General features: G+C 67.6%; 19 protein-coding genes, 1 tRNA gene and 1 pseudogene. 12 read left to right on the top strand and 9 right to left on the bottom strand.

Going from position 1 to position 25,402, the window contains the following annotated elements:
* Positions 1-32 precede the first annotated feature (32 nt).
* Both hisN and ACLIVD_RS13985 read left to right on the top strand, forming a co-directional pair.
* On the top strand, positions 33-821 hold the full coding sequence (gene hisN / locus ACLIVD_RS13990; RefSeq protein ID WP_283335245.1) for a histidinol-phosphatase: 789 nt from the start codon (positions 33-35) through the stop codon (positions 819-821).
* Positions 822-987: 166 nt separating this feature from the next.
* Complete coding sequence (locus ACLIVD_RS13985; protein WP_283335244.1) at positions 988-2,502, top strand: multicopper oxidase family protein; 1,515 nt, start codon at positions 988-990, stop codon at positions 2,500-2,502.
* Here ACLIVD_RS13985 and ACLIVD_RS13980 read toward each other — a convergent pair.
* Complete coding sequence (locus tag ACLIVD_RS13980; protein WP_283335243.1) at positions 2,499-3,134, bottom strand: response regulator transcription factor; 636 nt, start codon at positions 3,132-3,134, stop codon at positions 2,499-2,501. The two genes, ACLIVD_RS13985 and ACLIVD_RS13980, sit on opposite strands and share 4 nt — an antisense overlap.
* Positions 3,131-4,360, bottom strand: a complete 1,230-nt coding sequence (locus ACLIVD_RS13975) for a sensor histidine kinase (RefSeq protein ID WP_280781774.1) — start codon at positions 4,358-4,360, stop codon at positions 3,131-3,133. Before ACLIVD_RS13975 ends, ACLIVD_RS13980 begins: the two co-directional genes overlap by 4 nt.
* Positions 4,361-4,490: 130 nt before the next feature.
* Between ACLIVD_RS13975 and ACLIVD_RS13970 the strand changes: the two genes are divergently transcribed.
* The 3 genes from ACLIVD_RS13970 to ACLIVD_RS13960 all read left to right on the top strand — a co-directional run bounded on the left by ACLIVD_RS13970 (position 4,491) and on the right by ACLIVD_RS13960 (position 8,937).
* The gene (locus tag ACLIVD_RS13970; RefSeq protein ID WP_037245266.1) at positions 4,491-5,903 is read left to right on the top strand and encodes an acyl-CoA dehydrogenase family protein; all 1,413 of its coding nucleotides are present in this window, start codon (positions 4,491-4,493) and stop codon (positions 5,901-5,903) included.
* A 29-nt stretch (positions 5,904-5,932) separates the two neighbouring features.
* A complete protein-coding gene (locus ACLIVD_RS13965; RefSeq protein ID WP_283335242.1) occupies positions 5,933-7,138 on the top strand; it encodes an acyl-CoA dehydrogenase family protein in 1,206 nt (401 codons plus the stop codon).
* Positions 7,139-7,302: 164 nt separating this feature from the next.
* Positions 7,303-8,937, top strand: coding sequence for an acyl-CoA synthetase (locus tag ACLIVD_RS13960; protein ID WP_283335241.1), 1,635 nt, complete (start codon positions 7,303-7,305; stop codon positions 8,935-8,937).
* A 471-nt stretch (positions 8,938-9,408) separates the two neighbouring features.
* On the opposite strand, the gene ACLIVD_RS13955 is transcribed toward ACLIVD_RS13960, so the two are convergent.
* Positions 9,409-9,485, bottom strand: a tRNA-Met gene (locus tag ACLIVD_RS13955).
* 442 nt (positions 9,486-9,927) lie between these two features.
* On the opposite strand from ACLIVD_RS13955, the pseudogene ACLIVD_RS13950 reads away from it, so the two are divergent.
* Together ACLIVD_RS13950 and ACLIVD_RS13945 are read left to right on the top strand one after the other, a co-directional pair.
* Positions 9,928-10,257: pseudogene (locus ACLIVD_RS13950) on the top strand (transglycosylase family protein); the annotation flags it as partial.
* 480 nt (positions 10,258-10,737) lie between these two features.
* The gene (locus tag ACLIVD_RS13945; RefSeq protein WP_280781668.1) at positions 10,738-11,292 is read left to right on the top strand and encodes a transglycosylase family protein; all 555 of its coding nucleotides are present in this window, start codon (positions 10,738-10,740) and stop codon (positions 11,290-11,292) included.
* Positions 11,293-11,368: 76 nt separating this feature from the next.
* Here ACLIVD_RS13945 and ACLIVD_RS13940 read toward each other — a convergent pair whose 3' ends face one another.
* Positions 11,369-14,347 (bottom strand): UPF0182 family protein, encoded by a 2,979-nt coding sequence (locus ACLIVD_RS13940; RefSeq protein WP_283335240.1) that lies wholly within the window; start codon positions 14,345-14,347, stop codon positions 11,369-11,371.
* A gap of 154 nt (positions 14,348-14,501) precedes the next feature.
* Here ACLIVD_RS13940 and ACLIVD_RS13935 point away from each other — a divergent pair, with 154 nt between their 5' ends.
* Positions 14,502-15,113 carry a PPA1309 family protein gene (locus tag ACLIVD_RS13935; RefSeq protein WP_005240184.1) on the top strand — a complete coding sequence of 204 codons (612 nt, stop codon included), beginning with the start codon at positions 14,502-14,504 and terminating at the stop codon, positions 15,111-15,113.
* Positions 15,114-15,117: 4 nt separating this feature from the next.
* Here ACLIVD_RS13935 and ACLIVD_RS13930 read toward each other — a convergent pair whose 3' ends face one another.
* A complete protein-coding gene (locus ACLIVD_RS13930; protein WP_280781667.1) occupies positions 15,118-16,140 on the bottom strand; it encodes a YlbL family protein in 1,023 nt (340 codons plus the stop codon).
* 114 nt (positions 16,141-16,254) lie between these two features.
* Between ACLIVD_RS13930 and ACLIVD_RS13925 the strand changes: the two genes are divergently transcribed.
* The 3 genes from ACLIVD_RS13925 to ACLIVD_RS13915 all read left to right on the top strand — a co-directional run bounded on the left by ACLIVD_RS13925 (position 16,255) and on the right by ACLIVD_RS13915 (position 20,047).
* Positions 16,255-17,682 carry a zinc-dependent metalloprotease gene (locus tag ACLIVD_RS13925; protein WP_491932597.1) on the top strand — a complete coding sequence of 476 codons (1,428 nt, stop codon included), beginning with the start codon at positions 16,255-16,257 and terminating at the stop codon, positions 17,680-17,682.
* A gap of 119 nt (positions 17,683-17,801) precedes the next feature.
* Positions 17,802-18,695, top strand: coding sequence for a hypothetical protein (locus ACLIVD_RS13920; protein WP_491932596.1), 894 nt, complete (start codon positions 17,802-17,804; stop codon positions 18,693-18,695).
* Positions 18,692-20,047, top strand: a complete 1,356-nt coding sequence (locus tag ACLIVD_RS13915) for an ABC1 kinase family protein (RefSeq protein WP_280781664.1) — start codon at positions 18,692-18,694, stop codon at positions 20,045-20,047. The genes ACLIVD_RS13920 and ACLIVD_RS13915 overlap by 4 nt, the downstream gene beginning before the upstream one ends.
* An 87-nt stretch (positions 20,048-20,134) precedes the next feature.
* Here ACLIVD_RS13915 and ACLIVD_RS13910 read toward each other — a convergent pair whose 3' ends face one another.
* Both ACLIVD_RS13910 and ACLIVD_RS13905 read right to left on the bottom strand, forming a co-directional pair.
* The gene (locus ACLIVD_RS13910) at positions 20,135-20,476 is read right to left on the bottom strand and encodes a WhiB family transcriptional regulator (protein ID WP_016883149.1); all 342 of its coding nucleotides are present in this window, start codon (positions 20,474-20,476) and stop codon (positions 20,135-20,137) included.
* 451 nt (positions 20,477-20,927) lie between these two features.
* Positions 20,928-23,066: an ATP-dependent DNA helicase UvrD2 gene (locus ACLIVD_RS13905; protein ID WP_105413133.1), complete on the bottom strand. Its 2,139-nt coding sequence runs from the start codon at positions 23,064-23,066 to the stop codon at positions 20,928-20,930.
* 80 nt (positions 23,067-23,146) lie between these two features.
* Here ACLIVD_RS13905 and ACLIVD_RS13900 point away from each other — a divergent pair, with 80 nt between their 5' ends.
* Positions 23,147-23,401 (top strand): mycoredoxin, encoded by a 255-nt coding sequence (locus tag ACLIVD_RS13900; protein ID WP_105413134.1) that lies wholly within the window; start codon positions 23,147-23,149, stop codon positions 23,399-23,401.
* On the opposite strand, the gene nudC is transcribed toward ACLIVD_RS13900, so the two are convergent.
* Both nudC and ACLIVD_RS13890 read right to left on the bottom strand, forming a co-directional pair.
* Positions 23,398-24,309 carry an NAD(+) diphosphatase gene (gene nudC / locus ACLIVD_RS13895; RefSeq protein WP_283335239.1) on the bottom strand — a complete coding sequence of 304 codons (912 nt, stop codon included), beginning with the start codon at positions 24,307-24,309 and terminating at the stop codon, positions 23,398-23,400. The genes ACLIVD_RS13900 and nudC overlap by 4 nt on opposite strands.
* Before the next feature lie 20 nt (positions 24,310-24,329).
* Positions 24,330-25,397 carry a potassium channel family protein gene (locus ACLIVD_RS13890; RefSeq protein WP_009479578.1) on the bottom strand — a complete coding sequence of 356 codons (1,068 nt, stop codon included), beginning with the start codon at positions 25,395-25,397 and terminating at the stop codon, positions 24,330-24,332.
* Positions 25,398-25,402: the final 5 nt, after the last annotated feature.

Raw genomic sequence — 25,402 nt, 5'->3', positions numbered from 1 at the left:
ACGAGTAAGCGGTACGAGTAATCTGGGCGACCGTGACCGACCTCCACGCCGACCTGCAACTCGCCCTCCGAATCGCCGACGAGGCGGACGCGATCACCAGGGCCCGATTCGGGGCGCTCGACCTGTCGGTCGACGACAAACCCGACCTCACGCCGGTCACCGACGCCGACCTGGCCGTGGAACGGGCAGTGCGCGCGACGCTGGACGCCGAGCGACCCGCCGATGCGGTGCTGGGTGAGGAGTTCGGCGGCGACGCGCAGTTCGCGGGACGCCAGTGGGTGGTCGACCCGATCGACGGGACCAAGAACTTCGTCCGCGGCGTCCCGATCTGGGCCACGCTGATCGCGTTGCTCGAGGACGGCGTTCCCACCGTCGGCGTGGTCAGCGCCCCGGCACTCGCGCGCCGGTGGTGGGCCGCGTCGGGCGCGGGCGCCTGGTCGACGTTCGACGGGTCCGAGCCCGCCCGTCTCGCCGTCTCCGCCGTCGACCGACTGGGATCGGCCAGCCTGACGTTCTCGAGCCTGTCGGGATGGAAGGAACTGGGTATCCGCGAACAGTTCCTCTCCCTCACCGACGACGTGTGGCGGGTCCGCGGGTTCGGTGACTTCTTCTCCTACTGCCTGCTCGCCGAGGGCGCCGTCGACATTGCCGCGGAACCCGAGGTGTCGCTGTGGGACCTCGCACCCCTCGACGTTCTGGTGCGCGAGGCCGGCGGCCGCTTCACCAACCTGGCCGGCGCCGACGGCCCGCACGGAGGCAGCGCACTGGCCACCAACACGCTGCTCCACGACGAGGCGCTGTCCCGCCTGCGCTCGAACTGACGCCGGCGATAGCACAGCAAGCAGTTCCTGACAAGACTCCGACGGAGGAGTCCGGCTCCGCCATCCTCGGCCCCGAGGAGGACGGCGCGCCGGTGTCCGTCACGAAGAATTTCTCCTGAGCCAAATTCCCGCCGCGATCCTTGCGGCGACAGGACCCAGGAGAATCGTGACTGCCCTCGCCCGACGTACCTTTCTGATGGGACTGGCGTCCGCGCCGTTCGTCCTGTCTGCTGCCTGCGCCTCCGGAGGATCGGACTCCGCTGCCCCCGTCGACGGGAGATTCGCCCGGCGACTCCCGATTCCGCCGTTGGCCGCGTCCACGGTGGACGATGCGGGCGTCCGGCACTTCACGCTCACCGCACGAGCGGGCACGTCCGAGATCCTGCCCGGTCGCGGGACCCCCACCTGGGGTTACGGCGAATCGATGCTCGGCCCGACCCTCCGCGCCCGACGGGGTGAAGCGGTCGCCTTCGCGATCGACAACGAACTACCCGAGTCGACGTCGGTGCACTGGCACGGCATGCACGTCCCGGCCAGGTGTGACGGCGGACCGCACCAGTCGATCGAACCCGGCGCACGGTGGGAGCCGTCGTGGACGGTGAACCAGCCGGCCGCCACTCTCTGGTACCACCCCCACCCGCACGGCTCCACCGAGAAGCACGTCTACCGCGGCCTCGCCGGACTCTTCCTCATCGACGACGACGCGACCGACGCCCTCGATCTACCGAAAACGTATGGTCTGGACGATATTCCGCTGATCATTCAGGACAGGCGGTTCACCGCGGACGGTGCGCTGGACGAATCGGACCCGACGGACGTCGGCCTGCTCGGCGACACGATCGTCACCAACGGAATCGCCGGTGCGCACCTTCCCGTCGCTACCGGGCTGATTCGATTGCGTGTCCTCAACGGCTCGTCGGGCCGCCTCTACAACCTCGGCTTCTCCGACGACCGCGAGTTCCGCCTGGTCGCGACGGACGGGGGTCTCCTCGGCGAACCGGTGCCCCTTCGCCGGATCCAGGTCAGTCCGGGCGAACGGATCGAACTCGTCGTCGCAGCGGGTGACGGGCGCACCGTGATGCTGCGTTCGCATCCGATAGACGGCCGGGGCGGCGTCGACCGCGGCGACGCCGCCGGGTACGGCCTCGAGGACACGTTCGACATCCTCGAACTGCGGCCGGACCGCCGCCCGCTCCCCTCCCGGCCGATTCCGCCCAGGCTGGTGGCCGTCCCGCGACTCGACCCGGCCACCGCTGCCGCGGAACGGAGTTTCGAACTGCGGTGGTTCATGATCAACGGAGCACGAATGGACATGAACCGCATCGACTTCTCCCCCGCCGTCGGCACCACGGAGGTGTGGACGGTGCGCAACGTCGACAACTGGCCACACAACTTCCATGTTCACGACGTGCAATTCCAGATCGTCGACATCGACGGCTCCCCGCCACCACCGGCGCTGGCCGGCTGGAAGGACACCGTCTACACGCCTCCCGGAACCGAGATCCGGCTGGCGATGCGTTTCATCGACTACACCGACGCGACGTATCCGTACATGTTCCACTGTCACCTTCTGCTCCACGAGGACCGCGGAATGATGGGACAGTTCCTCGTCCTGGAGCCCGGTCAGCGGCCGGATCCGATGACGATGGCGATGCCGTCGAACGACCACCACGGTGGCTAGTACCGGGTGTGGGCGAACACGGCCAGCCGAACCCGGTTGTCGCAGCCCGTCTTCTCCATCAGGTTCGCCACGTGCGTCTTCACCGTCGTGACACCGATGTAGAGGCGGGCCGCGATCTCCTGATTGCCCAGCCCTTCTCCGACCAGGGTCAGCACTTCCCGTTCCCGCCCGGTCAGTGCGATCGACGTCGAGGACTGCCCGTCCGGAGGTGCGATGTCCAGCGCCCGGTCGACGAGGCGGCGGAGCAGCGCGGGTGTGAAGATCGTGTCGCCCGCTGCCGTCCGGCGAATCGCGTTCAGGAGTTCGCCGGGATCGGTGTCCTTGACGAGGAATCCGGCTGCCCCCGCGGCCAGTGCCGGATAGAAGTGGTCGTCGTCGTCGAACGTGGTGAGGACCAGAACCTTCACTGCGGGATGTGAGCTCGCGATCTGCCGGGTCGCCGCGATCCCGTCGAGTCCCGGCATGCGCAGGTCCATCAGGATCACATCGGGTGAGCGCTCCGCCACGAGTCGCACCGCCTCCAGCCCGTTCGACGCCTCACCGACCACGTCGATGTCGTCCGTCGCGTCACACAACATCCGCAGTCCCGCGCGGACGAGCCGCTGGTCGTCGACTATCAGTACCCGTATCACTGGCCCACAACCTCATTCGTGCCGGTGTCGTCGCCGACACGACCGGGTAGCCAGGCGTCGACCACCCACCCGTTCACGGTATCCGTCACTCCGAGGGTGCCGCCCGCGAGTTCCACCCGTTCACCCATACCGATGATGCCGTGACCCTCCGAGCGATCCGCGGGGGTGGTGCGGTGCCCGGTGCTGGTCACCCGCAGGGCAGTTCCGCCGGCGTTCGGTTCGAGTGTCACGGACACGGCGCCACCGGGAGCGGAGTGCCTCATCGCATTCGTCAGCGATTCCTGCACCACCCGCAGGAGAGTCAGCCGGCCGATCGCGTCGAGCCGGGCTATGCCCGGGTCGATCCGCGCCGACACCGGGAAGCCCGCAGCCCTCGTGCGGTCGACCGCAGCGGCGATCTCGATCGACAACGCTTCGGGTTCCACGAGCGCCACGTCGCCCATCGCGGGATCGCGCAAAGCGACGAGCAGCCGCCGGATGTCGGCGAGGGCATCGGATGCGGTGCGGTGCACGTCCTCGAGCACCGAACTCGTGCGGCCGTCCACGTCCGTCAGCACGTGCTGCGCCACCCCGATTCGGAGCACGATCGACGCCATGTGGTGTGCAACGAGATCGTGCAGTTCCCGTGCCAGGGCATTGCGCTCGGCGACCACGGCGCGGGACCGGTCCTCCAGCCGGCGTGATTCGGCTTCGGCGGCGCGCAGGCGGTACGTCGCGGCGAGATCGCGCTGCGCGCGCAGATAGAGACCGAGCAGCAACGGCAGTCCGACGTACGCCACGAGGGACACGACGCTGGCCACCTGCCAGAACGTGCGGTAGGAGTCCGCCCAGAGACCCGCCACCACCGCCGCCGTCCAGCACAGCGTGGCGGCGAGGATCGCCGGCGTTCGCCGGGCGCGCATCGCGACGTCGACCAATGCGACGGCGCCGAGGTAGGGAACCAGTTCGGAGAGCCCCCAGGCGTGCGCCGCGAACATCGGAACCGCGAGCACGGACATGACGATCGAGACCGGCAGCGGCCACCGCCCCCCGGCGGCGAACACGACGGCGGCCGTCATCGCGAGCAGCCAGTAACTCGGGGGTACGCGGTACTCGCCGGGGAACGTGCTCGCCAGCAGCAGCAACGGCACGAGCAGCAGGGGCGCGAGACGTATGAGGGGACGGAGCCGACGAATCGCGGGGATCTCGATCACCGCTTCACCGTAGGTGAAGGGTTTCGCCGCCACCTCCTCCCCGAGCAGGATCCGGACGCTTCCGCGGACGGTCGCAGGCACCCGAACTTACTCGATAGTAGACACCCACCTTACTGCTAAGTAAGATAGATCGTGTCCACGCCCGAACACCGAGAAACAGCTGGTGATCATGAGCAAGCAAGACACTGTTGCCCCCAACGACAGCGCGAAGCGGAAGCCCCGCGACACGTCCGCCGTCGGCCTGAATCCGGTCAAGCGCGACGCCATGGGTGCCGCGATGCGAGTGCTGACCAAGATCACCGGTTCCGATCTGGCCGAGAAGTACAACCTGCGCCAGACGATCGACCGGGTGACCTACGAAGGCACGAAGACCGGCTTCAAGACGCTCGGCGCCGCGACCCGCGGGTTCCAGAAGGTGTCCGGAGGCGGTGCGCCGAAGCGCCTCCCCGACAACCCGACCGCCAAGGCCGGCTATTTCGACCTCACCCCGAGCGACGAGCAGCAGATGATCGTCGAGACCGTGCGTGAGTTCGCGGCCGAGATCCTGCGACCCGCGGGCCACGACGCCGACGCCGCCGCCGCGGCCCCGGCGGATCTCGTCAAGCGCGCCGCCGAACTCGGCATCACCCTCATCAACGTTCCCGAGGAACTCGACGGGGCCGCCAGCGAGCGCGGGGCAGTCACCAACTCCCTCGTCGCCGAGGCTCTCGCCCACGGCGACATGGGACTCGCCCTGCCGATCCTCGCGCCGAGCGGCGTTGCCGTCGCCCTCACCCAGTGGGGCACCGACTCCCAGCAGAAGACCTACCTGCCCTCGTTCACCGGCGAGCAGGTTCCGAACGCCGCCGTGGTCGTCAACGAGCCACGCGCACTGTTCGATCCGTTCGCGTTGCAGACCAAGGCGGTTCGCTCCCCCAGCGGCTACAAGCTCAACGGCGTCAAGAGCCTCGTTCCCGCCGCCGCTTCGTCGGAGCTGTTCATCGTGGCAGCCGAACTCGACGGCAAGCCCTCCTTCTTCATCGTCGAGGCCGACACGAAGGGACTCGTCGTCGAGGCGGACCCGAGCATGGGGCTGCGCGCCGCGGGCCTCGGCCGGCTCAACCTCACCGACGTCGCCGTGCCCGAGTCGGGTCTGCTCGGCGACGCCGACGCCGACGTGCGAAAGGCCGAGTACGCCGACGCCATCCGGCTCGCCCGCCTGGGCTGGGCGTCGCTCGCCGTCGGAACCGGACAGGCCGTTCTCGACTACGTGATCCCCTACGTCAACGAGCGGGTCGCGTTCGGCGAACCGATCAGCAACCGTCAGGCGGTCGCGTTCATGGTCGCGAACATCGGCATCGAACTCGACGGCCTGCGTCTGGTGACGTTGCGCGGCGCCTCGCGCGCCGAGCAGGGGCTCTCCTTCGCCCGCGAATCGGCCCTCGCCCGAAAGCTGGCCTCCGAGAAGGGCATGCAGATCGGCCTCGACGGCGTCCAGCTGCTCGGTGGCCACGGTTACACCAAGGAACATCCCGTGGAGCGCTGGTACCGCGATCTGCGCGCCATCGGCGTCGCCGAGGGCATCGTCCTGATCTGAGCGGCCGGATTCGAACTAAGGAAACTGTCATGATCAACCTCGAACTTCCCAAGAAGCTCAAAGCCTCCGCGAATCAGGCGCACCAGGTCGCCGCGGAAATCTTCCGGCCGATCTCCCGCAAGTACGATCTCGCGGAGCACGCCTACCCCAAGGAACTCGACACCATGGCCGCCATGGTCGAGGGACTCAACGACTCCGGTAAGGGTGCGGCAGGCGCCGCCCTCGGACGGGGAGACGAGCCGAAGGTCATCGGGAACGTCAACGGCGGCAACATGTCGTCGCTGATGAATGTCATCGAAACCTGCTGGGGCGATGTCGGTCTCACACTGGCTATCCCGTACCAGGGCCTCGGCAACTCGGCCATCGCCGCCGTCGCCACCGACGAACAGCTCGAGCGTTTCGGCAAGGTGTGGGCCTCGATGGCCATCACCGAACCCGGCTTCGGTTCCGACTCCGCCGCCGTCACCACCACCGCGGTGCTCGACGGCGACGAGTACGTGCTCAACGGCGAGAAGATCTTCGTCACGGCCGGCGAGCGCTCCACGCACATCGTCGTGTGGGCCACCGTCGACAAGACGAAGGGCCGCGCCGCGATCAAGTCGTTCGTCGTCCCCCGCGACGCCCCCGGCCTGAGCGTCGCCCGCCTCGAGCACAAGCTGGGCATCAAGGCGTCCGACACCGCGGTCCTGCTGCTGCAGGACTGCCGGATCCCCAGGGACAACCTGCTCGGCACGCCGGAGGTCAACGTCGAGAAGGGCTTCGCCGGCGTCATGCAGACGTTCGACAACACCCGTCCGATCGTCGCCGGCATGGCGGTCGGCCTCGGCCGCGCCGCGCTCGAGGAACTGCGCAGCATCCTCTCCGACGCCGGCGTGGAGATCTCCTACGACACCCCCGCGTACAACCAGCACGCGGCGGCCGCCGAGTTCCTGCAGCTCGAGGCCGACTGGGAGGCCGCCTACCTGCTCGCTCTGCGCGCAACGTGGATGGCGGACAACAAGAAGCCGAACTCACTCGAAGCATCCATGTCGAAGGCGAAGGCCGGTCGCACCGGAACCGCCATTTCCCTCAAGGCCGTCGAACTCGCCGGGACCTTGGGCTACTCGGAGCGCCCGCTGCTCGAGAAGTGGGCGCGCGATTCCAAGATCCTCGACATCTTCGAGGGAACGCAGCAGGTCCAGCAGCTGATCGTCGCTCGCCGTCTGCTCGGAAAGTCGTCCGCCGAGCTGAAGTAGCAGCTCGAGGGGGACTTTCATCGAGGGGTGTAGCCCCCGCCGCGCTCCCCTGCGGCGGGGGCTTCTTCGTGCGGGACGTCCGGCTTCGCCGGACCGCGTGGCCGGACCGGCCTCTTCATCTACGCTGAACGGGAAATCCGTCACTGCAGCCGGAGGGGTTCTTGATGCCAGCTCAGCACTTCCTCACCAAGATCACGGACACCGTGGGAGCTGTGCGGGTGATGAACCGCGCAGGCCTCGTTCCCTTTCCCCGCGTCGATCAGGGCGTCCGATCGATCCTGGCCGTGCGGAAGTACGGACCGTTCGCCGGGCCCGTCCACGCGAATGCCGAGGCCGGGCTGGATGCGGTGGCCCTGATCGACGAGCGCGGCCCGCTCACCTACACCGACATCGAGGAGCAGTCCAACGCCCTGGTGCGGGCGTGGCAGGCCGACGGCATCACTCCCGGTTCGGTCATGGGATGCATGTGCCGCAATCATCGGGGCCTGGTCCTGACGATGCTCGCCGCCGCCAAGAACGGCACCAAGCTGGTGCTGATGAACACCGGGTTCGCCCGGCCGCAGCTCGTCGACGTCGCCGCCCGCGAGCAGGTTCAGGCGTTCGTGTACGACGACGAGTTCCACGCGGTCGCCGAGGCCCTCCCCGACGAGGTCATCGCCTATCGCTCCTGGGCGGAGGACGATTCGACGTCCCAGGTCCGCACACTCGACGACGTGATGGAGGGCAGAGACCGCAGTTCGCTGCCCGCGCCGTCCACGCAGGGCGGATTCGTCCTCCTCACCAGCGGCACCACGGGCACACCGAAGGGCGCTCCCCGCGGACACACGTCGCCGCTTGCGTCGGCCCAGTTCCTCGACCGGGTTCCGCTGCGACGCGGGCAGACGATGATGATGGCGGCCCCCGCCTTCCACGGAACGGGAGTCTCCCAGTTCGCGCTCGCGCTGGCGCTCGGCCAGACCGTGGTGATGCATCGCAAGTTCGATCCGGAGAACACGATCCGCCTGGTCGAGAAGCACCGCTGCGACACACTGGTCGTCGTTCCCACCATGCTGCAGCGCATCATCGATCTCGGGCCCGAGACGCTGGCGAAGTACGACACGTCGAGCCTGAAGATCATCTTCGCGGCCGGGTCCGCACTCTCCCCCGACCTATGCAAGCGCACCACCGCCGCCTTCGGCGAGGTGCTCCACAACCTGTACGGCTCGACCGAGGTCGCCGTCGCCACCGTCGCGACTCCGGCCGACCTTGCGCTGGCGCCGGGCACCGCGGGACGGGCACCCGTCACCTGCCACGTGGAACTCTATGACGAGTCGGGTCAACGGATCACCGAACCCGAGACCGTCGGACGGATCTTCGTCGCCAGCGGTCTCAGCTTCTCCGGCTACACCGACGGTCGTGACAAGGAGCGCATCAACGGTCTGCTGTCCACCGGCGACGTCGGCCACTTCGACCGCAACGGCCTCCTCTTCGTGGACGGCCGGGACGACGACATGATCGTCTCCGGCGGCGAGAACGTCTACCCCCTCGAGGTCGAGAACCTGCTCGCCGACCGCGAGGACGTGCTCGAGGCTGCTGTGATCGGTGTCGAGGACTCCGAATTCGGCCATCGCCTCAGGGCTTTCGTGGTACCCGGTCCGGGGTCCGCGAAGGACGCCGACGAGTTGAAGGCCCACGTCAAGTCGAACCTGGCGCGGTACAAGGTGCCCCGCGAGATCGTCTTCATCGAGGAACTCCCCCGCAACGCGACTGGCAAGTTGCTGCGTCGCGTCCTGATCGAGATGGACGTCACGGAGAGCTGATCCCGATCGCGGATCGGGGAACCGGTTCGTGTAGATCTGTTCCGCGGTCAGCGAATCCGGGATCGCGGCACCCCCGACGATCGGTGTCAGTTCGTCGACCGTCCCCTGCACTCGCGGCTGCTCTGCCGAATAGTGTTCTCATGCAGTCACTCCTGGACTGGAAGCACCTCCCTCGATGCCCGCGGCTCGCCGTCACTGCCCGACCGTCGACATCAGTCCCTATCTCGCCGAGAGAGCGCGCGCCCACAACAGCGCCGAATCCGCGGGTGTGGCAGCGGAACTCGACACCGCGTGCCGTGAGGTCGGGTTTGTCCAGATCGTCGCACTCGCAGCCCGTGTCCGAGTCCCTCAGCATGAGCCTCCGGGTGCTGGTGGACGGGCAGTCGCACCGGCGAGGTGGTCCGCCCTCGACGGGGGCGAGCGGAGACAAAAAGAACCGGTGCCCTGGACTCCAGGACACCGGCTCTTCAGTGGTAGCGGGGACAGGATTTGAACCTGCGACCTCTGGGTTATGAGCCCAGCGAGCTACCGAGCTGCTCCACCCCGCGTTGCATGAACGAAGTTACACGAGCGAACGAACGGATTGCAAATCGCCCGGAAAGAGTCCGAGTAGCAACCTTTCGGCACCACTCGAGTCACATCCGTTACCTGAATGTTATGACGCTCGTCACATTTTAGTCGAAATCTGTAACGCTGCCGAAACCTGAAACTTCGGGGACGACCTGGGAAAACACCGTCCGTTCATCCCAGTATTTGGACGCCCGTCACAGAAAATCGACCCGTGACCATTCCGTGATCACCGCGTACGTTCGTTGCCAGCCCGAAACTACCGGGCAACGCCGACCCGCCGCAGCTCGACCTGCCCCCGCGGGATTCGGAATCCCGACACCTCGAGGGGCAGGGACGAGGACAGATCGACCACCGGGTCGGCACACCAGCCGTTACCGCACACCACAACCTCGTCAGCAGGCGCGGAGAGGAAACAACCACATGACCAATTCCAGCATCGTCAAGCGGACCATGGGCGCAATCGCACTCACCGGAGCAGTCATCGGAGTGCCGCTCGGCCTGAGCACCGGCACCGCATCGGCCGCTTCCGGAGACTGGGACGCCGTCGCAGCGTGTGAGAGCAGCGGCAACTGGGGCGCCGACACCGGAAACGGCTTCTCAGGCGGTCTGCAGTTCACCGACAGCACCTGGGCAGCGAACGGTGGCAGCGGCTCGCCGGCCAACGCCTCGCGCGAGGAGCAGATCCGCGTCGCCGAGAACGTCCTGGCGACCCAGGGCCCCGGCGCCTGGCCGGTCTGCGGACAGTACCTCTGATCCGCACCACACACTTGCGAGAGTGCCCCGCGCGCAGCACGACTGCGCGCGGGGCACTCCTGCATCGCACGGCCTCGACATACACCACCAGGACCCATGTTCCTGCCATTTCGACGTGAGCCGCTGCACAAAATCGTGGTGATCCCCGACACATAACAGCGGGGTAACGAATAGACTCCGAAACGATATCGAGGCAGGTTGACCTGCGCAGACAGGGGAAACTCGCCTGCGCCGCCGGACAGCTGTCCACCATTTTCGCCAGGTGAACTGCGGCCGAAGCTCCCGTACGGTCGCTCTCGGCCCGAAACAACCGGGCGAAAGCCGGCCCGCCGCTGCTAGCTCTGCCCCGCGGGTTCGGAATCCCCGAAACCTTCGAGGGGCAGGGACGCGGCACAGAATCGCAGCCCGGCGTGACGACGCAGACGTTGTCACCCGCAGGCCGGCCACGCCAGCAAGCGCGGAGAGGATTGACCCCGCATGACCAATCACAGCATCAGCAAGCGTGCCCTCGGCTGGATCGCCGTCACCGGAGCCGTCGTCGCCGTCCCGCTCGGACTGAGCACCGGCACCGCCTCCGCCGCTTCCCACAACTGGGACGGCGTCGCCCAGTGCGAGAGTGGCGGCAACTGGGGAATCAACACCGGAAACGGCTACTACGGCGGTCTGCAGTTCTCGCAGAGCACCTGGGAGGCCAACGGCGGCACCGGCTCGGCATCGAACGCCAGCAAGGCCGAGCAGGTCCGCGTCGCCGAGAACGTTCTCGCGACCCAGGGCCAGGGTGCATGGCCGGTGTGCGGTCAATACCTGTCCACCGGTGGCGGCGACGTCGCCGAGGCTCCCGCGCCCGCTCCGGAGCCCACCCCGGCTCCCGCCCCCGCGGCTCCGGCTCAGGTCCAGGCACCCGCCCCGGTCGAGCCCGCCGCACAGCAGACGCTCGACGCCGCGCGTCAGGTCGCCGAGCAGAACGGCTACGGACAGCAGTTCCAGCAGCTGGTGGACTCCAACCCGCAGTTGGTCGACGCACTGCGCTGATCTTCCGATCAGATACGACGAGGCCCTGTCATCCGGTTCGGATGACAGGGCCTCGTTCTCTGCGGTTGAAGCGCCTCTACTTCGGGATCGCCTCGTACGCGGCGACCGCCTTCTGGACGCGAGCAAGGGCTGCGCCGTAGGCCGCGAAGTCACCGCTGCGCTGCGCCGACGTCAAGGCGTCGAGCGACGCGTCCAACTCCGCCACGGCCGCCGAGACATCCGTGCCGGACGGCGGTGTCGCCGGGGCGGTCGGCGCCGGTGCCGCACCCTGATCGACCGGCGGCGTGGTGCCGGACTCCGGAGGCGTCCCCTCTTCCGCACTGGGTGCCGTCGCCACCGAGCCTGTGCCGGCACCGAACACCTGGTCGAGCGCCTGCGCCAACGTCGGGGCGTACCCGACGCGCACACTGTTACTCGGCGGCGGCTCGCGGTAGCTCACCAGCACTCGCGACAGCTGCGGGAACGTCGACGTGTTCGGGCCTGTCGAACTTCGCTCCGTATACATCGGTTCGACGTAGAGGATGCCGCCGTCCGCGATCGGCAAGGTCAGCAGGTTGCCGTACTGAATCTTGTTCGATCTCTCGAGCAGGGTTCTCTCCGACGCCACCCGTGGATCCGAGATCATCGAGTTCTGAGTCTGCTGCGGACCCTGGGTCTGCGTGTCCGTCGGCAACTGGAGCACCGTGAACTTGCCGTAATTCTCCGGATCCGATTTCACCGACAGATATGCAGACAAGAACTCGCGACTGTAACCCACCATCGCACTGGTCAGATTGAACGACGGTTTCCCGGTCTCGGGATCACCGACCAGCACGTAGTACGGCGGCTGGTTCGCGCTCGTGTCGATCGTGGGATCGCTCGGCACCGACCAGAACGCGTTGTTGGTGAAGAACTCCTTCGGATCGTCCACGTGGTACTTGGCGAGCATCTCGCGCTGCACCTTGAACAGGTCCTCGGGATAGCGGAAGTGCGCACGCAGTTCATCCGGAATCGAATCCGCCGGCTGGACCGCATCCGGGAACACACCCATCCACGCATCGAGCACCGGATCGTTCTGATCCACCTGGTAGAGCTTCACGGTGCCGTCGTACGCGTCGACGGTGGCCTTCACCGAGTTGCGGATGTAGGACACCTCCTTACGGGGCAGCAGGCGGCCGGTGTTCTGGTCGATGCTGTCCTCGACGAGTCCGTCGAGCGAACTGCGCTGGGCGTACGGGTAGTCCTGCAACGTGGTGTAGGCGTCCACGATCCAGACGACCTTGCCGTCGACGACGGCCGGGTACGAGTCGCCGTCCGCGGTCAGCCACGGGGCGACGTGCGTGACCCGGTCCCGCGGGTCCCGGTTGTAGATGATCTTGGAATCCGACCCGATGGCACCGGAGAACAGGATGTTGCGCTCGGTGTACTTGGCCGCGAACGCCAGCCGGTTGAACCAGTTGCCGATCGGCACACCACCGGAACCGGTGTACGTGTAGCGCGAGGTGTCGGTGTCGTACTCGCGCGGGTCCGAACCCTCGGATCCGCCGACGATCGCGTAGTCGGCGTCCGTGTCGGCGATGACCTCGCCGTAGTAGATGCGCGGCTGCTCGACCGGAATGACCTGATTACCCGCCTCCTGCGAGGCGATATCGCTGACCATGTAGACGGGGTAACCGCTGTTGCTGTTGGCGGCTTCCTCCGCGGACTCGCCGGCAGCGGCGTTCACCCGATTCGCGGGAGCTGCGACCAGTCCGTTGCCGTGCGTATAGACGGTGTGCTTGTTGATCCAGTCCGTCTGGTTACCCGTCAGGCTCTTGGACGACAACTCGCGGGCCGCGACGATGTAGTCACGCAACTGCCCGTCGATGTCGTACCGGTCGATGTCGAGCGTCGGCGGGAAACCGTAGAAGTTCTTCAACTGCTGCTGCTGGGTGAACGTCCGCGACAGGATGTTCGGATCGAGCAGTCGCGTGTTCTCGATGGTCATGACGTCGGCGGGCACGTCCCGCGGCGGCTTCGTGCCGTACCCCTGATAGTCCTGGTACTCGACCTTGTCGTCGGTGATGCCGTACGCCTGCCGCGTGGCGGCGATGTTCCGCTCGATGTACGCGCTCTCCTTGTCGGCGGCGTTGGGACGCACCGAGAACTGCTCGACCACGAGCGGCCACACCGCGCCGACCAGGATCGAGGAGAGCACGAGAAGCGCTGTCGCCATCGCGGGAATCCGCAGATCGCGCAGGAAGATCGCCGCGAAGAACGCACCCGCGCAGATGACCGCGATGGCCAGCAGGATCAGCTTCGCCTGCAGCACCGCATTCATGTCCGTGTAGCTACCACCGGTGAACGTGGGTTCCTTGCGGCTGCTCGACAGCAGCGAGTAACGGTCGAACCAGTACGCGACGGCCTTGAGGAGAATGAACGTTCCCGCGAGCACCGCCAACTGGACTCGCGCCGCATTGGTCAGTGCCCCGCCCCGGCCCGCCAGCTTCAGCCCGCCGAAGATGTAGTGCGTCACCAGGCTCGCGAAGAACGCCAGCAGAACCGCGACGAACAGCCAGTTGAGGACGAAACGGTAGAACGGCAGATCGAAGGTGTAGAAGCCGACGTCGAGGCCGAACTCGGGATCGGCGACGCCGAACGCGCCGCCGTTGACGAACAGCTGCACCGTCACCCAGCTGGACTGGGCGATCAGCCCGGCGAGCAGTCCCACCGCGATCGGAATGGCCAGGCCGAACAGGCGCAGCCGAGTCATCACCGTGGTGCGGTACCGCGCCACGGGATCGTTGGGACCCGACACCGGGACGAACACCGGCCGCGAACGGTAGGCGAGCAGCAGTGCCAGCCAGACGATTCCGCCGACCACGACACCGACTACGAGGAAGAGGAGCAGGCGGGTGATCAGGACCGTGGTGAAGACACCACGGAATCCGACCTCACCGAACCACAACCAGTCCGTGTAGGTACTGATGAGCCGAGGGCCCACCAGCAACAGGGCCGCGACGACAAGCGCCAGCACCAGCAGCACTCGGCTGCGTTTGGACAACGACGGTAAACCTGCGGGGGGCCGCATGCCCACGTGCCACACTCCAAGAATACGGCGACGCTGTCGCGCCGCGATCAACTGCACCGTTCGTTCGTCCACACCCGAACCGCACGGGCGTGACCGTTTCGTCCCACTCTACGTAACAACCGAGAGATGCGGCCGTCGGTCCTGTTCCGGGGGTGCGAAGATGGGTCTCGTGAGTGAAGAGAATGTGAACAGAGAGACGGACGCCCTCGCCCGCTGTGTGCGCGAGGTGGTCGAATTCGTCGATGCCGGAGGGTGGGATCAGCCGCCCCAGATGTTCGCACTCGTCCCGACCGAACTGCTCGCGGCCGCCGAACCGAGCCTGCTCGACCAACTCGCCGACGGCGCGGAATTGACCCCGGTGGAACAGGATCCGTTCCCCGACGACATCGACGGCGGGTCGCGCGCACTCGACGAGTTCCTCGCCACCACCAGCTGGCCGGAGTCCGTGGTGGGGTGCGCCCTCGTTCAGGAGATCGTCGTTCTACCGCCCGAGGCGGAGTCCGACCTCGACGACGCGCTCGTCCCCCTGCTGTCCGATCGAGACGCCGCCGACGACGCGGCGCGGGCCGCGGCCGAGTCGCATCCCGACCGCCGGTCCGCCCGGTTGATCGCCGCCGTGCTGCGCGACGGACCGTCGTTGTGTCTGATGCAGTTGCGCCCCGACGAGGACGCCGACCCGTACGCCGGCATCGAACTGCTCACCTACGAGGATCTGGCACCGAATCTCATCAGCGCGTTGTACGCCACCCTCGACGCGACCGAGGAGGACTGACCGCTCAGCAGTGCGGCGCGTCGGCTCCGGCATCGATCGCCTCGAGCGCGTCGACGGCTCCGCCGAGGTTCTCGACCTTCACCAGCCGGAGCCCGTCGGGCGCACCCTGGCGTGCCTCGTCGCAGTTCTTCGCCGGCACGAGGAACGTCTCGGCGCCCGCCTCCTCCGCGGCGATCAGCTTGTACTTGATGCCGCCGATGGGACCGACGTCGCCGTCGGAGTCGATCGTGCCGGTGCCGGCGACGAACTTGCCGCCGTTGAGTTCGCCCGGGCTGAGTTTGTCGATCACGGCGAGGGTGAACATGAGCCCCGCCGAGGGGCCGCCCACGTCGGCGAGGTTGAAGTCGATCGTGAACGGGACGTCCGGGATCTCCTCGGGAGTGATCCCCAGGTAGCCCTTGGACTCGTCGTCCGGGCGTGCGCCGAGCACTACCCGCACCGTCGTCTCGGCGCCGTCGCGCCGGATCACGATCGGCACCTCCGTCTTCGGGGGCACATCGGCCACCGCCTCCTGCACACCACCGACAGTGGACACCGGCTTTCCGTCGACACTCACCAGCACGTCGCCCTCGCGCAGCAGTCCCTGGGAGGGGCCGTCCTCACCGACCTTGGCGATCCGCAGGTCCACCGGCTTGCCCAGGAAGTGGAGTGCCGCGAGTTCGGCGCTGTCCTCCGACTGCTGGAAGTCGGCGTCGTTCTCCTGTTTGACCTCGTCCTTCGACTTGTCCGGCGGGTACACCTCTTCGCGGGGGACGATGCCCTGACGCCCACTGGCCCACAATCCGAACGCTTCGAACACGTTGAGCCCGTCGCGCACGGCGACCGTCGTCATGTTGAGGTGGCCGGTGGTGTCGTCGACCTCCGTCCCCTCGATGGCGACGACTTCCTCACCACCCACTTCGCCGAGTGTGTTGAACGTGGGTCCAGGCCCGAGGGCCACGTACGGCACCGTGATCACCGTGCCGAGAATTCCGAGTACCACGATCGGGGCCAGCGCAGCCAGAAGCGTCACGATCCGTCGATTCACCTGGACCAGCGTAGAGCGCGAACCCTCGGACACGGCTGTCGGCCGTCCCGCGTGTTCGCCGTCAGCGTGACGAGGTGGACAGCCACGGAACCACGCGCCTTGTACCGTTGAGTCATGAGCAATCCGCCCTTCGGCTTCTCCAAACCCGACGACGATCCCGATCGTGACAAGAACACGGGGGATCAGAACGGGCCCGACCGCGACAAGAACGCGGGCGGTTCCGACGACTTCGGTTTCGGGGCGGGTGGTTTTCCCGCCGGGGGCTTCGACCCGGCCTCCCTCGGCCAGATGCTGACCCAGTTCGGCCAGATGCTGAGCGGGATGGGCACGTCGATGGGCTCCGGTGAGCAGGCCGGCCCGGTCAACTACGAGATCGCGAAGAAACTCGCGCGCCAGCAGATGGGGTCCGTCGCTCCCATCACCCAGGGCAACTCCGAGGCGATCGCCGATGCCTCACGGCTCGCGGAACTGTGGCTCGATGCCGCGACGACGCTGCCCGCCGGCGCAACGAAGACCGTCGCGTGGACGCCCAACGACTGGCTCGACAACACCCTCGACACCTGGAAGCGGCTGTGCGACCCCGTCGCGGAGAAGGTATCCGGCATGTGGGTGCAGGGGCTGCCCGAGGAAGCGCAGCAGATGGCCGGCCCAATGATCGGCATGATGAGCCAGATGGGTGGCCTCGCATTCGGCTCCCAGCTCGGCCAGGCTCTGGGCCAGTTGTCGAAGGAGGTGCTCACCTCCACCGACATCGGCCTCCCCCTCGGCCCGGCGGGCACGGGCGCACTGCTTCCCGCCGCGGTGGAGCGGTTCAGCAAGGGGCTCGAACAGCCCGACCGCGAGATCCTCGTCTTCCTCGCCGCGCGGGAGGCCGCCTACCAGCGCCTGTACAGCCACGTCCCGTGGCTGCGTCAGCGTCTTCTCGCCACCGTCGAGGAATACGCCCGCGGCATCACGATGGACTTCTCGGCCATCGAGGACATGGCGAAGGGACTCGACCCGTCCGCGCTGACCGATCCGTCGCAGCTCGAGAACATCCTGCAGCAGGGCGCGTTCGAACCGCAGACCACACCCGAGCAGAAGCAGGCCCTCGAGCGACTCGAGACGCTGCTCGCCCTCATCGAGGGCTGGGTCGAGGTCGTCGTCGCGTCGGCGCTGAACGACCGACTCCCCGGCGTCGCGGCCCTCAGCGAGACGCTGCGCCGCAGGCGTGCGACCGGCGGACCCGCCGAGCAGACGTTCGCGACGCTCGTCGGACTCGAACTGCGTCCCCGCAAGGTCCGGGAGGCCGCGCAGTTGTGGACTCGCCTGACGTCCGAGTCGACCGTCGATGCCCGTGACGGTGTGTGGGCCCACCCCGACCTGTTGCCCGACTCGTCCGATCTCGACAGCCCGGATGCGTTCGTCGAACGTGTGCTCGGCGGCGGCGACGGCGGCGACTTCGACAATCCGATGGCGCAGCTGGAGGCAACCGAGGCGCGCGAGCGGGCCGAGGAAGCCGAACGCGGCAAGTCCGGCAAGGACGACGAGTCCGAGTCCTGACCTCCTGATCCCACCAATCTTGCGATAGCGGGAAGTCCACAGGTCGAGGCATGTTTCGGCCTGTGGACAACCCGCGTTTTCGGCGCTGACGCCCGGTCGTGGCCTGCGATCCTCAGCGGGTGACCATCCAGCCCACACCCCACGTCGGTGTCACCCTCGATCCCCGGATCGCCGTACTCGTCCGCCCCGACGGGCGGGTGCAGTTCGGCTGGGATCCCGAGCGCGCGCTCGTACTCGCCCCGCCGCCCGGGGTCCGGACCGAGCAACTCCTGGCCGTCGTCCGACTGCTCGACGGCAAGAACTCGCGGCCGCACATCCTGTGGACCGCCGTCGGATACGGCCTGGCGCCCACGGACGTGTCGAAACTGCTCGGCGACCTCGACCGGGCCGGTCTGATCGATGTCGCAGGCACGTCCCCCGCCGCGGACACGATCCCGATTCGCGTGCACGGGCGCGGCCCGCTGTCGGATGCGGTGTCGGCCGGGCTCACGGACGGCGGCATCCGGGTCTCCCGCTCCTTCCGCTATTCCGCCGACAGCGACGTCCGGCGATGGAACGCCCTGTTCGTCGTACTCGCGGACGATCTGGTGGCGGAACCGCGGCTCGTCGCGGATCTGGTCCAGAACGGGATACCGCACCTGCAGGTCCGGCTGCGTGACGGCCGCGGTGTGGTCGGCCCACTGGTGCTCCCGGGCCACACCAGTTGCCTGCGGTGCGCCGACCTCCTCCGCGCCGCGTACGACGAGGACTGGCCGCACCTGTCCGCTCAGCTCCTCGGGACGGTCGGGCACGCGAGCCCCGCCGTGATCATGGCCACGGCAGCAGTCGCCCTCGGCCAGCTCGAGGCCGTCTTGGCTGCTCCACGAGGCGCGCCGCCCAGCAGCCTCGACGCGACGCTCGAGATCGATCTCGGCGCGCACCGGCTGGTGACCCGGCGCTGGCCACGGCAGGCGAGCTGCAGCTGCACGTATCTGGCACCCGCCGTGGGCGAATCGAACCGGCTTCGGTCATGATGCATGATGGTGGGGTGTCCGACATCCCCCGCAGGAGTTCCGCCCGCACCGCCAAGCTCGCGAGCATCCCGTTGGGGATCGCGGGGCGTGCCGCGATGGGCTTCGGCCGGAAGCTGACCGGCGGTGACAAGGACGAGATCGACGCCCAGCTGAGCGCGAAGGCCGCCGAGCAATTGTTCGCGGTCCTCGGCGAACTCAAGGGCGGTGCCATGAAACTGGGGCAGGCGCTCAGCGTCATGGAGGCGGCGATCCCCGAAGAGTTCGCGGAACCCTACCGTGAATCGCTGAACAAGCTGCAGGCGCAGGCGCCTCCCCTGCCCGCGCGGGCCGTCCACAGAATGCTCGACCAACAGCTGGGCACCAAGTGGCGTGACCGGTTCCAGTCGTTCGACGACACCCCGACCGCATCGGCCAGCATCGGCCAGGTACACCGCGCGGTGTGGGCCGACGGTCGCGACGTGGCCGTCAAGGTTCAGTACCCCGGCGCCGACGAGGCGCTGCGCGCCGACCTGAAGACGCTCGGCCGGTTCGCGGGACTGTTCGCCTCGGTCATGCCCGGCGTCGACGTGCGCCCGGTCATCGACGAGTTCACGGCCCGCACCGAGGAAGAACTCGACTACCGGATCGAGGCGAACAATCAGCGCCGCTTCGCCAAGGTGTACGACGGGGATCCGCAGTTCGCGATTCCGCACGTGGTCGCCAGTGCCCCCAAGGTCGTGGTCACCGAGTGGATGTCGGCGAAGCCGCTGTCGGCCATCATCGCCGACGGCACCCCCGAGGAACGCAACACCGCGGGTGCACTGCTCGCGGAGTTCCACTTCGCCTCCCCCACCCGCGTCGGCCTGCTCCACTGCGACCCGCATCCGGGTAACTTCATGCTGCACAGCGACGGCCGTCTCGGTGTCATCGATTTCGGTGCCGCGGCACCGTTTCCGCACGGTCTTCCCCCGGTGCTCGGGTCCATGGTCCGGCTGGCGCTCCACGAGCAGTTCGACGAACTGACGGAGTTGCTGCACGCCAACGGATTCGTTCTGCCCGGCCGGACGGTCACCGACAAGGAGATCGCGGACTACCTGCGTCCCGTCACCGACCCGATCCGCACCGAATCATTCCACTTCACCCGCGCCTGGCTGCAGAAGGCCGCGGGTTCCGCGACCGACTTCAACAGTGCACAGTTCCGGACGGCCCGGGCACTGAATCTGCCGGCGGAGTACCTGATGATCTTCCGGGTTCTCGTCGGCTCGGTGGGAATCTGCGCTCAGCTGGACGCGTACGCGCCGTACATGGAGATCCTCACGCGGTGGCTCCCCGGCTTCGCCGAGCCTGCCCCCGAGGACGAAGACACCGTCTGACCCCGAAAACACAGAACGGGCGTTCGCCCGGACCACTCGTGTGAGTGGCCGGGCGAACGCCCGAATTCTCCCGCCCCGTACCGGTTTCTACGCACAGACCAGAGTCTGAGTCTTGCGCGGACGTCCCCGGGGACGCTTGCGGGCGATCACGACACCCTGGTCGAAGATCTCCCCACCCCACACGCCCCACGGCTCACCCCGATCGAGGGCCGCGTCGAGGCAGCGGGAGCGGATCGGGCAGGACGCGCACAGCGCCTTCGCCTGTTCCAGCTCGGTGGGAGAATCCGCAAACCACAGGTCGGGATCATCGACCCGGCAGGGCAGGTCACCACGTGCGGACACTATCTGAACAAATCCGCTTGTGGCGGTTGAGGTTTCGGATACCCCTCGGCATGTCACGGTAGACACGTCCTTCTCCTCTGCTCTCATTGCGACGGTCAATCTCTTCGGTTCGATGAAGTGGGTGCGAACCAGAGCCGAGGCTGCGAGCGGGAAAGGTGCTCGAACTACAAAGGCCACGGTCCGCGATGCGGGTCCGTGGCCTTGGAAAGACGGTGGGAGTTGATCTACCGAGGAATTCCTCGACAACTCCGATACACGGACTCGACTGCTGCTGCGGGACGACGACGGGCTGCCGACCAGACAATCGCCGGTGCCGTTTCCGCCGCGTTCATGCCGAACAGTGCGGAGGCAGCAGCGACTGCCGTCTCATGTGCTTGGAACTTCGTCATTTCACTGCCACCTCCATTTCTTCTCGATCCGATGTGAACCACACGGGTCTCCCCGCGCACTGAAACCACAGTAGGCAATTCTCCAGAACCGCACAACCTATTTTTGACCTGCAGTGATGCGCGCTACTCCCGCACCGCGCGGGAGTCGTTCAGGGACTACCGCTTCCCTTGATCACACCGAGGACGTCCTCACCGAACTGCTCGAGCTTCTTCGCACCGATCCCGGGGATCGCGACGAGCCCGCGATCGTCCTGCGGCCGCTGCTCGGCGAGAGCCGTCAACGTGTTGTCGCTGAACACCACGTACGCCGGAACCTTCAGCTCCCGCGACTTCTCGAGCCGCCACGACCGCAGCGATTCGAGCAGTTCCACGTCGACATTGGACGGGCACCCCTCGCAGCGACCGAGCATGGTCGCGGTCGTCCCGATCAGCTGTTTTCCGCACAGCCGGCACCGTGGACGCTTCTTGGTGCTCTTGGCGGGCGCCGCGATCCGCGAGGCAGGTGAATCCTCGGGGATGAGGCCGTGCAGGAACCGCGAACGGCGCCGCGACTTGCGGCCGCCCTCGTTCCGGGACAGTGCCCACGACATCTGCAGGTGCTCCCGGGCGCGGGTCACCCCGACATACAGCAACCGGCGCTCCTCCTCGACGGCCGCCTCGTCCGGTGCCGAGTTGGAGTCGCCGAGCACGTGCTGGATGGGCAGCGTTCCGTCGGTCAGCCCGACGAGGAACACGGCGTCCCATTCGAGCCCCTTGGCGGCGTGCAGGGACGCGAGTGTCACACCCTGCACGACGGGTGGATGCCGTGCCTCGGCGCGCAGGCTCAGTTCGCGCAACAGCGCGTCCAGGGTCAACTCCGGGTCCTGGGTCAGCTGCTCCTCGGTGAGCGCGACCAGCGCCGACAGCGACGACCACCGTTCGCGAGCCTGCGCACCCGCCGGTTCCGCGTCGGTCAGCCCCAGCGGAGCGAGGACCGCGCGGACGAGCGTGACCAGGTCGGCGCCGACCGCATCCGGCAGGTCGTCGCGGCCCGCGGCCTGCCGTAGTGCCGCCACGGCCTGACGGACCTCGGTGCGCGTGAAGAAGCCCTCACCGCCCCGGACCTGGTACGGGATGTCGAGTTTCGTCAGCGCCTGCTCGTGCACCTCGGACTGGGCGTTGATCCGGTACAGGACCGCGATCTCCGCGGCCGGAGTGCCGGACGCGATGAGCCGCTTGATCGTGCGCGCCACCCCGGCGGCCTCGGCCGGCTCGTCGTCGAACTCGACGAAACTCGGCTCCGGTCCGGAGTCGCGTTGGCCGATCAGCTGCAGACGGGTGCCCGCGATCCTGCCGCGCGCCGCTCCGATCACCCGGTTCGCCATCGACACGACCTCGGGGGTCGAACGGTAGTCGCGCTCGAGGCGCACGACGGTGGCCTCGGGGAACCGGCGCGAGAAGTCGAGCAGGTAATTGGGTGTGGCGCCGGTGAACGAGTAGATGGTCTGGTTGGCGTCACCGACGACGGTGAGGTCGTCCCGCTCCCCGAGCCAGGCGTCGAGGACACGCTGCTGTAGCGGGGTGACGTCCTGGTACTCGTCCACGACGAAGCACCGGTATCGGTCGCGGAACTCCTCGGCGACAGCCGAATGCTCCTCGAGCGCTGCCGCCGTGTGGAGCAGGAGATCGTCGAAGTCGAGGAGCATCCCGTCCTGGCCGCGGGCCTTGAGCTGCTCGTAGCCGTGATAGACCTCGGCGACCTTCGCGGCGTCGACCGGCGCCTCCCGGCGTAACTTGGCCACCGCACGCGGGTAGTCCTCCGGCGCGATCAGCGAGGCCTTGGCCCACTCGATCTCGCTCGCCAGGTCGCGGACGCTCTCCGTGCTGGTGGACAACCCGACCCGTCCGGCGGCGGACGACACGACCGCGAACTTGCGGTCCAGCAGCCGCCACTCCGTGTCGCCGATCACCTGCGGCCAGAAGTACCTGAGCTGCCGGAGTGCGGCGGCGTGGAACGTGCGCGCCTGGACCTGCGCTCCCCCGTCGCCGATCCCCAGGCTGCGCAGCCGGCCGCGCATCTCGCCTGCCGCGCGAGCGGTGAACGTGACCGCCAGCACCTGTCCCGCGGCGACGTGCCCACTGGCCACGAGGTGCGCGATACGCCGGGTGATGGTCCGGGTCTTCCCTGTTCCGGCCCCCGCCAGCACACACACCGGGCCCCGGGGAGCGAGTACCGCTGCGGACTGTTCGGGATCGAGACCGGTACTCGTCACCTCTGCTGCGCCGGCTGCTGACATGGCGTCCATCATGACAGGGGCAACCGACACGGCGCGAAGCGGACGAACACCGCAGTGGGAACACACGACGGAGTCGTGGTGTTATATCCGCCGTGACTGCTACCGACACCCCGGCCCTGACCATCTACTCCACCACCTGGTGCGGCTACTGCCGGCGCCTGAAGACGCAGCTGGACGAATCCGGCATCGGCTACATGGAGATCGACATCGAGGACGACCCGGCGTCGGCGGAGTTCGTCGGCAGCGTCAACGGCGGCAACCACGTCGTCCCCACCGTCAAGTTCGCCGACGGCAGCACCGCGACCAACCCGTCGTTGGCGCAGGTCAAGAAGCTCCTCGGCGTCTAGGACTCCGTCGCTGCTCCCGCCCAGGACTCGATGATTCCGCGAGCGATGGAAATCGAGCCCGGGAGCAGCAGCGGGGCGTCGGTGTCCGACGCCCAGTCGCCGAGTTCGAGTGCCGTGCGCACCTCGTCCCGAGTGAACCACCGGGCCTCGGCGATCTCGCCGTCCGCGAACGTCAGCGGGGCGTCGGGATCGCCGACGGCCGCGAACCCGATCATCACCGAACGGGGAAACGGCCACGGCTGGCTGCCCAGGTAACGCACGTCACGGACGTCGACACCCACTTCTTCCTTGATCTCCCGGACCACGCACGTCTCGAGCGACTCACCGGCCTCGACGAATCCGGCCAGGATCGAGAACCGCCGCGCCGGCCACGTGGGCTGCCGGGCCAGCAGGACGCGGTCTCCGCCGTCGTGCACGAGGCAGATGACCGCCGGATCGGTGCGGGGAAATTCTTCGTGCCCGGTGCTCGTCGAGATCCGCGACCACCCCGACGTCGTCGGCTCGGACGGCGCGCCGTCGAGCGCGCTGAAGCCTGCGCTGTCGTGCCAGTTGAGCATCGCGAGGGCCCCGGTGAGTACGCCGGCGTCCGCGTCGTCCAGCGTCCCGCCCAGCATCCGGAGATCCGCCAGTTCGCCGGTCAGCGCCTGCACCCGCACCGCCCACACGTGCCGGTCCTTGCGGATGCCGAGGAAGACCGCCCCGCGTTGCGGTTCGGGGCCGAGTTCGGTGGCCTCCGCGAAGACGAGGCCGTCGTCCCCCACCCGCACCTGTCCGCGGTGATTGACGCGCAGCAGCAGTGCATCCCGCCAGCCCGCTCGCAGCGCGTCCGTGTCCGAACGCAATTCCTCGGCCCGCCCGACGGCGGAGCGGGACAGGAGCGGGGTGTCGTTCAGCCGGAATTCAGTCACGCCGTCGACACTACTGCCGGTCAGTTGGCGACCCGACGGATGTACAGCAGTCGGTCGTTCTCCTCGATCGAATCGACCTCCGGTGAGCCGACCCGGATCAGCCGCCCGTCCCGCACCACGCCGAGCACGATGTCCGCGAGGTGACGCGGGGAGCCGCCGATCTCGTCCCGCTCCACGGGGCGCTCCGCGATCGCGAAACCGGCCTCCGGAGTCAGGAGGTCCTCCATCATCTCGACGACGCTCGGCGTCTTCGTGGCGATGCCGAGGAGCCGGCCCGCGGTCTCGGAGGACACGACGACCGAATCGGCGCCGGACTGCCGGAGCAGATGCGTGTTCTCGGATTCGCGGATCGCCGCGACGATCTTCGCCTTCGGTGCGATCTCGCGCGCCGTCAGCGTCACCAGCACCGCGGTGTCGTCACGGTTGGCCGCGACGATGATCGCCGACGCGTTCTGCGCGCCCGCCAACCGCAGCACGTCCGATTTGGTGGCGGACCCGTGGACCGTGACCAGCCCCTTGCTGGCCGCCGAGTCGAGCACCGCGTGATCGGTGTCGACCACCACGATCTCCGACGGCGGAACGTCGTCGCCGAGCATCGCGTCGATCGCGGTGCGTCCCTTGGTTCCGTAGCCGATCACCACGGTGTGATTGCGCACGTGCTGCCTCCAACGCTGGATTTTGAACGCCTGCCGGGAGCTCTGCGTGAGCGCGGAGAGAGTCGTACCGACGAGGACGATGAGGAAGAAGATTCGAAGAGGCGTGATCAGGAGAACGTTGACGAGCCTCGCGGACGGGGTGAACGGCGTGATGTCGCCGTAGCCCGTCGTGGACAGCGACACCGTCGCGTAGTAGATGCAGTCGAGAAGCGACAATTCGTTGTCCTGCGCGTCGCGGTAGCCCGCCCGGTCGATGTAGACGATGAGAACCGCCAACATCAACGCCGCCAGGGCGATACCCACGCGGCGGTAGATCGCCCGCGCCGGACTGGTCTGCAGCTCCGGAATCCGGAGCACCCCCACCAACGCGAAGTCAGGCCGGTCGGTCAGGGTGTCCGACCTGGTCAATCTCTCACGCAGCCTACCGGCCATATGTT

This window comes from Rhodococcus sp. G6(2025) (genome assembly GCF_058628105.1).
Note: the sequence above shows the minus strand (reverse complement) of the source record. Positions and strands in the feature narration are given on the sequence as shown.

Bases quoted from the DNA above. Each gene is read 5' to 3' on its own strand.
- ACLIVD_RS13965 (WP_283335242.1), top strand. From the start codon at position 5,933: ATGATCAACCTCGAACTTCCCAAGAAGCTCAAAGCCTCCGCGAATCAG.
- ACLIVD_RS13960 (WP_283335241.1), top strand. From the start codon at position 7,303: ATGCCAGCTCAGCACTTCCTCACCAAGATCACGGACACCGTGGGAGCT.
- ACLIVD_RS13945 (WP_280781668.1), top strand. From the start codon at position 10,738: ATGACCAATCACAGCATCAGCAAGCGTGCCCTCGGCTGGATCGCCGTC.
- ACLIVD_RS13935 (WP_005240184.1), top strand. From the start codon at position 14,502: ATGGGTCTCGTGAGTGAAGAGAATGTGAACAGAGAGACGGACGCCCTC.
- ACLIVD_RS13925 (WP_491932597.1), top strand. From the start codon at position 16,255: ATGAGCAATCCGCCCTTCGGCTTCTCCAAACCCGACGACGATCCCGAT.
- ACLIVD_RS13915 (WP_280781664.1), top strand. From the start codon at position 18,692: ATGATGCATGATGGTGGGGTGTCCGACATCCCCCGCAGGAGTTCCGCC.
- ACLIVD_RS13910 (WP_016883149.1), bottom strand. From the start codon at position 20,476: ATGAGAGCAGAGGAGAAGGACGTGTCTACCGTGACATGCCGAGGGGTA.
- ACLIVD_RS13905 (WP_105413133.1), bottom strand. From the start codon at position 23,066: ATGATGGACGCCATGTCAGCAGCCGGCGCAGCAGAGGTGACGAGTACC.
- ACLIVD_RS13890 (WP_009479578.1), bottom strand. From the start codon at position 25,397: ATGGCCGGTAGGCTGCGTGAGAGATTGACCAGGTCGGACACCCTGACC.